Raw genomic sequence first — 8,162 nt, 5'->3', positions numbered from 1 at the left:
GCGCAACTCAGGTCGCAGAAATAAACCTCGAAAACCCATGAAACTGTCAGGGATGTCTCCGAACATCTGTCAGGGATGTCTCCGGTCTTTACATCCCCGAGGATGACGGAGGAGAAGTTTCTATACACCGCCCTTGGAAGCGATGACGGCGAGTGCGGTGAACCCGCGCCATCCGATGACGCGAGCAACGCTTGCAAAACTCAGAACTCCGTCCAGTCGTCACCCTTCACGGCCAGCGCCGCATTGCCGTGCGTGGCGACGGGGCGGGGCCGTGGCGGCGCGGCGACGGGTGCGGCCGGAGCGCGCACAGGGCTTGCGGCGCGCTGCATCTGCCGGGCCGTCTCCCGCAACGCCGAGGTCTGCTGGCCGATCTGGAACTGCGCAAGCAGCGCCTGGAGATTGGCGCATTCCTGCGCCAGCCCCGCACCGGCCGCATTCATTTCCTCGACCATGGCGGCATTCTGCTGCGTGGCCTGATCCATGTGGTTGACGGCGGTGTTGACCTCGGAGAGACCGGCCGACTGTTCCTGCGCAGCGGTGGCGATGGCATCCATATGGCTGTTGACCGAAAGCACCAGCTGCTCGATTTCGGAAAGGCCGACGCCGGTATCGGCCACCAGCTTCACGCCTTCGCCCACCGCAATGGCCGAGGTATTGATAAGCTGCTTGATTTCCTTGGCGGCATTGGCGGAGCGCTGCGCCAGTTCGCGCACTTCCTGTGCAACGACGGCAAAGCCCTTGCCCGCATCGCCCGCCCGTGCCGCCTCGACGCCGGCATTCAGCGCCAGAAGGTTGGTCTGGAAGGCGATTTCGTCGATGACACCGATGATCTGGCCGATCTGGCGCGAGGAATGTTCGATGCGCTCCATGGCGGCGACGGCATCGCGCACCACCTTGCCGGAAAGATCGGCCTTTGTCCTCGCCTCACGCACCGTGTCGCGCGCATCGCTCGCCCGTTTTGAGGTGGCGGAAACATTGGCGGTGATTTCTTCCAGCGCGGCAGCGGTTTCTTCCAGAGACGCGGCCTGCTGTTCGGTGCGACGGGAAAGATCGTCGGATGCCGACGAGACCTCGTGAGCGCCGCCGTTCACCGTCTGCACGGACTGGCCGACGCTGGTCAGCGCTTCGCGCAGCTGGTGCACGGAGCTGTTGAAATCGTGCCGCAGCGTCTCGAATTGCGGCGCAATGGGCGTGGCGATCTCGCAGACCATGTCACCGGAGGCAAGCCGGCGAAGGCCGCCAGCCAGCGAGCCAGTCGCCTGATTGAGACGCTCTTCGGCCTCGGCCTCGGCGCGCCGCTGCAATTCGACGCGATCACGTTCGGCCCGCTCGCGGTTGCCGATGGCGTCGTTCTCCAGCTGCCGGTTGCGGATGGCCGCCTCGCGGAAGATTTCCACGGCGCGGGCCATCTCGCCGATCTCGTCGCCGCGTCTTGCACCGGGCACATCGATGGTCAGGTTGCCGGTGGACAATTCCATCATCGCCTTGGTCAACCGGCTGATCGGGCGGGTGACGCGGCCGACGATGACGGCAAGGCAGAGAATGCAGACGCCAAGCGTGAGGATGAAAGCCGCGAGATAGATCATCGCGCCGATAAAGGCGTCCTGCCTTGCCTTTTCGGCATTGGCGTTGAGAACACCCATCGCTTCGGAGGCGATTTTCGCGACCGTATCGAGGCTTTCGGTCACCGTATTGCGCCATGTATCGATGGTGAAGGCCGGCGTGCGGCCGTTGTTCAGATCATCGATCAGCTTGGCGCGCTGCGTGACGAAATCACCCTTGAAATAGGTCTTGTCGGCAGCGGCATAGATATCCTTCAGCGCCTGCGGCGTCGATTCATGCGCGACGAGGTCGCCGGTGGCTTTCCAGGCAAAGGCCGCGCCGGCATCGAAATTGCCAAGCTGCTGGGTTTCCTGCGGGGTCAGCGGCCGCTGCTGGGCCACAACGGCATTGATGACAACGGTGGCGCTGCCGCCCAGCGCACGCGCCGACCAGCCATAGGACCGCAACTGGATGAGGCCGGTGAGGCTCTGGTCCAGCGAGCGAACCTCACCTTCCACCGCCGTCGATCCCGCTTCGAGCGCCGTCAAAAAATCCTGACCGAGCGCCAGCACGGTCTTGTCCAGCCCGGTTTCACGGCGGTCGAGCGGCAGGGTGACGTTGGCATCGACCTTTTTGCGCAGCTCCAGGAATTGCGTGTAGATATCCTTCACGCGGGCAAGCGGGGCCTTGAGGCCAGCCTGATCGAGCGCGGCGGACTGTTCGAGAAAGGCGGTCATGGCGGCATCCACCTTCTGGCGCGACGCCTGCACGCTGGCGATGGTATTGGCCGTCTTTGCCGGATCGACCGTCAGCGCCGAAGCGCTGTTGCCGCGTTCGCTGCGAAAGTTCAGCAAGGCGTTAAAAAGCAGCCTGTCGATCGAAACGAGCTGCGCCACCTCTGAAAAGCTGCGGGCACGCTGCACGGACTGCAGCATGCCGTTGCCCACGAAGCCTGCCAGCGCGATGCCGACGAGCAGAAAAAAGCCCACGAGTATATTGCGTATGCTGAAAGACATTTGACGGCCCCCACTAGCCCAAATCGGTAATGCCGCAAGCTAGCGTGTGGTCTTCTAAAATTGGATTAAATTCCCCCTCAATTTTCATGGGGAATCGTACGGTTCAAAACAAAAGGCCGCGGCAGGGACAAGCCTGCCGCGGCCTTTTTGAAAATAGGGGTCCTACCTGACCTTAAACGTCTGCGCCAAGACGCGCCCAGTCCATGTAGAGATCGAGGGCCTTGCGGGCGACGGGGCCGGCCTGCAATTCGCGGTCATCGAGCTTCACAACCGGCGACACCTTCGAATAATTGCCCGAGCAGAAGATTTCGTCGGCCTCGCGGAAATCCTCGACCGAAAGCGTCGCTTCCCGCACTTCGAAACCGGCCTGGCGCAGAAGGCCGATCACGCGCGAACGGGTGATGCCGGCAAGGAAGGTGCGGTTCGGAACCGGGGTCAGGACGACGCCGTCCTTGACCATGAAGATGTTGGCCGAGGCGGATTCGGCGACATTGCCGTTCATGTCGCGCATCAGGGCATTGTCGAAACCGCGCGAGCGGGCTTCCAGAATGGCGCGGCCGCTATTGGGGTAAAGGCTGCCGGCCTTGGCGTCGGTCATCGCGGTTTCCGGCGAAGGACGGCGCAGCGGCGAGACGGTGAGCGTCAGCGGCTTGCCGGCATCCATCGGCGCTTCGAAAAGGCAGAGCGCAAAACGGGTGGAGCTGGCATCGGGCGCGACAACGCTGCCGGGCATGCCATGTTCGGCCCAATACATCGGCTTGATATAGATCGCCATCTTGCCGTCGAATTTCTTGACGCCTTCCAGCGCCAGGCTCTCGATCTCTTCGGCCGTCATGGTCGGCTTCATGCCCATATTGGCGGCCGAGCGGTTGACGCGCTGGCAGTGCAGATCGAGATCGGGCGCCACGCCATCGAACCAGCGCGCACCGTCAAACACCGTCGAGGCCAGCCACATGGCATGCGAGGTCGGGCCGATCAGCGGCGGATTGCCGGGCAGCCATTGACCGTCAACATAGGTCCAGGTGGTTGATCGGGGTGCGGTATCGACGCTCATAACGGTCTCCTGTCTCAAGCGTTTCCGTTCGGTAAAAACGCTCCGTCTTTTTGTTCTGATGCATTGCCGGATGAGGAACGTCGCGCGTCCTGACCGGGCATGTGCTGGAAATCGGCCGGAGTGAATGCCTCTCCCCTGACGAGGTCAAGTTTTAATTGCCGCGATTTCTGATTTTGATGGAAAATAACAAAGCGACGGCCCCGCAAGCACGTTTTATGAGGCGAAACAAAAGGTTGATGAATAGATTCATCACAATAATTCATGCATCTGACGATGGCGGTGTGATTTCGCCCATGCGATGCTGGCGATCTGACGGCAGTTTGCAGGAGGAAAACCATGGCATGGTCCGCCCAACAATATCTGAAATTCGAAGACGAGCGGACGCGTCCCGCACGGGATCTTTTGGCGCAGGTGCCGCTGGAGCGTGTGCTGAACGGCTATGACCTCGGCTGCGGCCCCGGCAATTCCACCGAGCTTCTGACCGACCGTTACGGCGTCAATGTCATTACCGGCATCGACAGCGATGACGACATGCTGGAAAAGGCGACGGACCGGCTGCCAACCACGCGCTTCGCCAAGGCCGACCTTGCCCGGTGGAAGCCGGCGCAGAAGGCAGACCTGCTTTACGCCAATGCCGTTTTCCAGTGGGTGCCGGATCATCTCGCCGTTCTTTCGCAGCTGATGGACCAGCTGGAAAGCGGCGGCGTTCTGGCCGTGCAGATGCCCGACAATCTGGAGGAGCCAACGCACCGCGCCATGGAGGAGACGGGAGCGAACGGTATCTGGAAGGACACGTTCGCAGATGGCAGGCTGCGCCGGAAACCCCTGCCCGCACCGTCGGACTATTTCGACGCGCTGGCACCGAAATCCGCCCGTGTGGATGTGTGGCACACCATCTACAATCATCCGATGAAGGATGCGGACAGCATTGTCGAATGGGTGAAAGGCACGGGGTTGCGCCCCTATCTGACCGCCGCCGGCGAGGAAAACCGCGACGCCTTCCTCACCGATTATACGCAACGCATCAAGGCGGCCTATCCGCCCATGGCCGATGGCCGGTTGCTGCTGCGCTTTCCGCGGCTTTTCGTGGTGGCGGTGAAGAAATAGCATGGCATGCGATGCGGCGTTGTCGCACGCGACGCGGCGTTATCGTACGCGGGCGCATCCCCACCACCCTCATTCCTGTGCTCGTCACAGGAATCCAGTCGACGCGCGTCTGCGCGGCGCGAAGAGTCCTTTCAGCCCAAGGACTTGGGCTGGCTGGATCTCTGTGACAAGCACAGAGATGAGGAGGGTTTGCTGAACGAGGCGAGTTTGCGGAACCAACGAACCAAAACCCGTTGTCGTCAGCCCGCGAAGGCGTAGACCCGGAGGCGATGATTGTCGGGGTCGGCGGCCGTGAAAGTATAACCGAACTCCATTTTCGCGGGCTGCTGCAGCATCGCCACACCTCTTGCCTTCCACCCGGCGAAAGTCTCATCCACCTGCGCATCGTTTTCGACACGGAAGGCAAGCTCGCCGCCGCCCGTCGCGGATGCCACGGGCTCCACGGTGTGCCGCGACCAGAGGCCGAGCTTCATGCCATTGGCAAGGACGAAGAGCGAAAAGGTCGGGGAGGATTCGACGGGATCGACACCCAGCAGCGCCTTATAAAACTCCGTGCTGGCCGGCGGGTTGTCGACATAGAGGATGGTAAAATCGGGATGGGTCATGGTCGTTCTCCTTTTTTGCGGATGAACGGTTTCTAGACCGGCCTGCTGTCAGTTTTTGTCAGCATGATTGCGTCGCCGCTGTTTTTCCCGCTCGCGCCATTCTTTCAGCAGCGCCTGGCGGCGGCGCGGATAACGGCTGTCGAGGAGGTGGAAGCTTTCGATACGGTCGGCCCGGAAACTGCGGAAATCCTGCCGGGTCTCGCACCATGCCAGCACCACCCGCACCAGATCGAAAAAAGCGAGCGCAAAGGGCCAGACGACCCGCTCCGTCAGGTCTCCCTTCTCATCGCGATAGGTCATCGCCACCTTGCTCTCCCGCCTGATGGTCTCGCGAATGGCGGCCAGATCGACATGGATGGCGGCAAGCCCCTGCCCCGGCCCGACAAGCAGGGTGGAGTTATCGAGTTCTTCGCGCAGCGCATCGGGCAGAACGGCGGCGATCTTGACGAGTGCGGCACGCGCGGCCTCCGCCAGCCCGGCATCGGCGCGGCCCGCCACCCAGCGCGAGCCGAGCACCAGCGCCTCGATCTCCTGCTGCGAAAACATCAGCGGCGGTAGCAGGAAACCGGGACGCAGCACATAACCCACGCCGGCCTCGCCCTCGATATCCGCACCCTGCGCCTGCAGCGTCGCTATATCGCGATAGAGCGTGCGCAGGCTGACGCCGGTCTGCCCGGCAAGGGCCGCGCCGCTGACCGGCATGCGGTGGGAGCGCAGGATCTGCAGGAGATCGAGAAGCCGTTGTGAGCGTGACACGCGATAGTCCTCCCGTCGCATCATCGGATCGTGCCCCGTTGACGATCCAGACGACAGACGCGTAACGCTGCCGGCTCTCAGGCGCAACCCTGCAAGGAGGTTCAGGGCGAGGCGATGGAGATACCGATCTGCCGGCGCACCCGTGCGGTCGAGCATGTGTTTAATGCAATATCCTCTCCGCACGGTTGAAACCGATCGCACCGACACCAGTTAAAGAAAGACGGCTTCCCCACCCGGCCTCTTCCGCCGGCCATGTTTTCAGCAAACAGGAGAGACAACCATGTACGACGTCAGCGCGAATGGTGCGAATATTCCCGCCCTCGGTTTCGGCACCTTCCGCATAGAGGAAGACGATATCAGGCGCATTCTGCCGGAAGCGCTGAAACTCGGTTTCCGCCATGTCGATACCGCCCAGATCTACAAGAACGAGGGTGCCGTCGGCGACGTCATCGCGCAATCGGGCATTTCCCGGCACGATATCTTTCTCACCACCAAGGTCTGGGTGGACCGCTATCGTCACGACGATTTTCTCGCCTCCGTCGATGAAAGCCTTGCGAAACTGAAGACCGACTATGTCGACCTGCTGCTCTTGCACTGGCCGAAAAGCGATGTGCCGCTTGCCGAGCGCATGGGCGCGCTGAACGCGGTGCGCAAGGCCGGCAAGGCGCGCAATATCGGCATTTCCAACTTCAACGTCGCACTGACCGAAGAAGCGGTGAAACTCTCCGACACGCCGCTTGCCACCAACCAGATCGAATATCACCCCTATCTCGACCAGACGAAGGTGATTTCCGCCGCACGCAGGCACGGCATGTCGGTGACGGCCTATTATCTGATGGCGAATGGCAAGGTGCCGAACGATCCTATTCTGAAGGATATCGGCGCGAAACACGGCAAGACCGCCGCGCAGGTGACCCTGCGCTGGGCGGTGCAGCAACCGGATATCGTGGCGCTTTCGAAGACGGCGACGGAGAGCCGTCTCAAGGAGAATTTCGACATTTTCGATTTTGCGCTCTCGGAAGAGGAAATGCGGGCGATCCATGCGCTTGCCAGGCCGAATGGCCGCATCGTCAATCCCGGCCACCTCGCACCCGATTGGGACGACTGAGGCGGCCGGCTATCGGCTCCGGTCTCACCGTTCGGTCAGGGCCAGTTTCGCACCCAGCGCCACGAAAGCGGCGGCGAAGCTGCGCCTCAGCCAGGCGAGAACCGCAGGACGCGACACGACCTGCCGCCGGACCGAGGCGGCAAAGCAGCCGTAAAGCGCAAAGACCACAAATGTCATGGCCATGAAGATCAGCCCGAGCTCGATCATGCGGCCTGTCGGCGAAAGCTCGCCCGTTGCGATGAACTGTGGCAGGAAGGCGAAAAAGAAGATCGACAGTTTCGGGTTCAGCAGATTGATGAGGACCGCCTCGCCGATGACGCGGGCGGCCTTCTGGGGCTGCCTCGTCTCATCGATCTTCAGTGCGCCATTCTCCCGCAGCGTGTTCCACGCCATATAAAGCAGGTAGGCGACCCCCAGATATTTAACCACGCTGAAGGCCAGCGCACTGGTGTGCAGGATGGCGGCAAGCCCGGTGATGGCGGCGAGCAAATGCGGCACGATGCCGAGCATGCAGCCGAAGGCCGCGATGACGCTCGCCCTCGCCCCCTGCGAAAGACCGGCGGCCAGTGTGTAGACCACGCCGGTTCCGGGAGAGGCGGCGACGATGAAGGATGTGATGAGGAATTCGGGTGTCATGGTGCGGGTCTGTCCTCTTGGGGTGGAGGACGGGAGCATGATGATGCGGGGGGGGGGGTGTCTTGGATGAAATTGCAGGGTTGATGCTCGGGGGCCAGTGCCGAAGTGGCAGGCTACGGTGCCAGCCCCTCGCGTCCAGCCTAGCCCACTCCCCCTCATTCCTGTGCTTGTCACAGGAATCCAGTCGACGCGCGTCTGTGCGGCGGGGAAGAGTCCTTTCAACCCAAGGACTTGGGCTGGCTGGATTCCTGTGACAAGCACAGGAATTGTCTGTCGAAAAAGTGCTTTATTGTTCGGGACGTTGGATGACCTCCGAGGCGGCCACCCCGGAGGCCATG

Annotated in this window: 8 protein-coding genes; 2 read left to right on the top strand and 6 right to left on the bottom strand. The window is 61.9% G+C overall.

The genetic code is table 11. From position 1 onward, the window contains the following. Positions 1-200: 200 nt before the first annotated feature. The 3 genes from ACIQUH_RS27695 to ACIQUH_RS27685 all read right to left on the bottom strand — a co-directional run bounded on the left by ACIQUH_RS27695 (position 201) and on the right by ACIQUH_RS27685 (position 3,950). A complete protein-coding gene (locus tag ACIQUH_RS27695; protein ID WP_400821374.1) occupies positions 201-2,558 on the bottom strand; it encodes a methyl-accepting chemotaxis protein in 2,358 nt (785 codons plus the stop codon). A gap of 172 nt (positions 2,559-2,730) precedes the next feature. Beyond that, the gene (locus ACIQUH_RS27690) at positions 2,731-3,612 is read right to left on the bottom strand and encodes a branched-chain amino acid aminotransferase (RefSeq protein WP_400821371.1); all 882 of its coding nucleotides are present in this window, start codon (positions 3,610-3,612) and stop codon (positions 2,731-2,733) included. 14 nt (positions 3,613-3,626) lie between these two features. Continuing rightward, on the bottom strand, positions 3,627-3,950 hold the full coding sequence (locus ACIQUH_RS27685) for a hypothetical protein (RefSeq protein ID WP_400821369.1): 324 nt from the start codon (positions 3,948-3,950) through the stop codon (positions 3,627-3,629). On the opposite strand from ACIQUH_RS27685, the gene tam reads away from it, so the two are divergent. Next, positions 3,949-4,719, top strand: a complete 771-nt coding sequence (gene tam / locus ACIQUH_RS27680; protein WP_400821366.1) for a trans-aconitate 2-methyltransferase — start codon at positions 3,949-3,951, stop codon at positions 4,717-4,719. The two genes, ACIQUH_RS27685 and tam, sit on opposite strands and share 2 nt — an antisense overlap. 239 nt (positions 4,720-4,958) lie before the next feature. Here the strand turns inward: tam and ACIQUH_RS27675 are convergent, their stop codons facing one another. Further along, entirely contained in the window at positions 4,959-5,324 is a 366-nt protein-coding gene (locus tag ACIQUH_RS27675) for a VOC family protein (RefSeq protein ID WP_400821364.1), read from the bottom strand. 48 nt (positions 5,325-5,372) lie between these two features. Next, positions 5,373-6,080, bottom strand: coding sequence for a helix-turn-helix transcriptional regulator (locus tag ACIQUH_RS27670; protein WP_400821377.1), 708 nt, complete (start codon positions 6,078-6,080; stop codon positions 5,373-5,375). Positions 6,081-6,360: 280 nt separating this feature from the next. On the opposite strand from ACIQUH_RS27670, the gene ACIQUH_RS27665 reads away from it, so the two are divergent. Beyond that, positions 6,361-7,188 carry an aldo/keto reductase gene (locus ACIQUH_RS27665; RefSeq protein WP_400821361.1) on the top strand — a complete coding sequence of 276 codons (828 nt, stop codon included), beginning with the start codon at positions 6,361-6,363 and terminating at the stop codon, positions 7,186-7,188. Between the two features lie 24 nt (positions 7,189-7,212). On the opposite strand, the gene ACIQUH_RS27660 is transcribed toward ACIQUH_RS27665, so the two are convergent. After that, positions 7,213-7,824 (bottom strand): LysE family translocator, encoded by a 612-nt coding sequence (locus ACIQUH_RS27660; protein ID WP_400821359.1) that lies wholly within the window; start codon positions 7,822-7,824, stop codon positions 7,213-7,215. Positions 7,825-8,162: the final 338 nt, after the last annotated feature.

This window comes from Agrobacterium sp. NPDC090283, from assembly GCF_044769685.1.
Taxonomy (GTDB): Bacteria; Pseudomonadota; Alphaproteobacteria; order Rhizobiales; family Rhizobiaceae; genus Agrobacterium.
The sequence above is the reverse complement of the archived record's forward strand: the minus strand, read 5'-3'. Positions and strand labels throughout refer to the sequence as shown.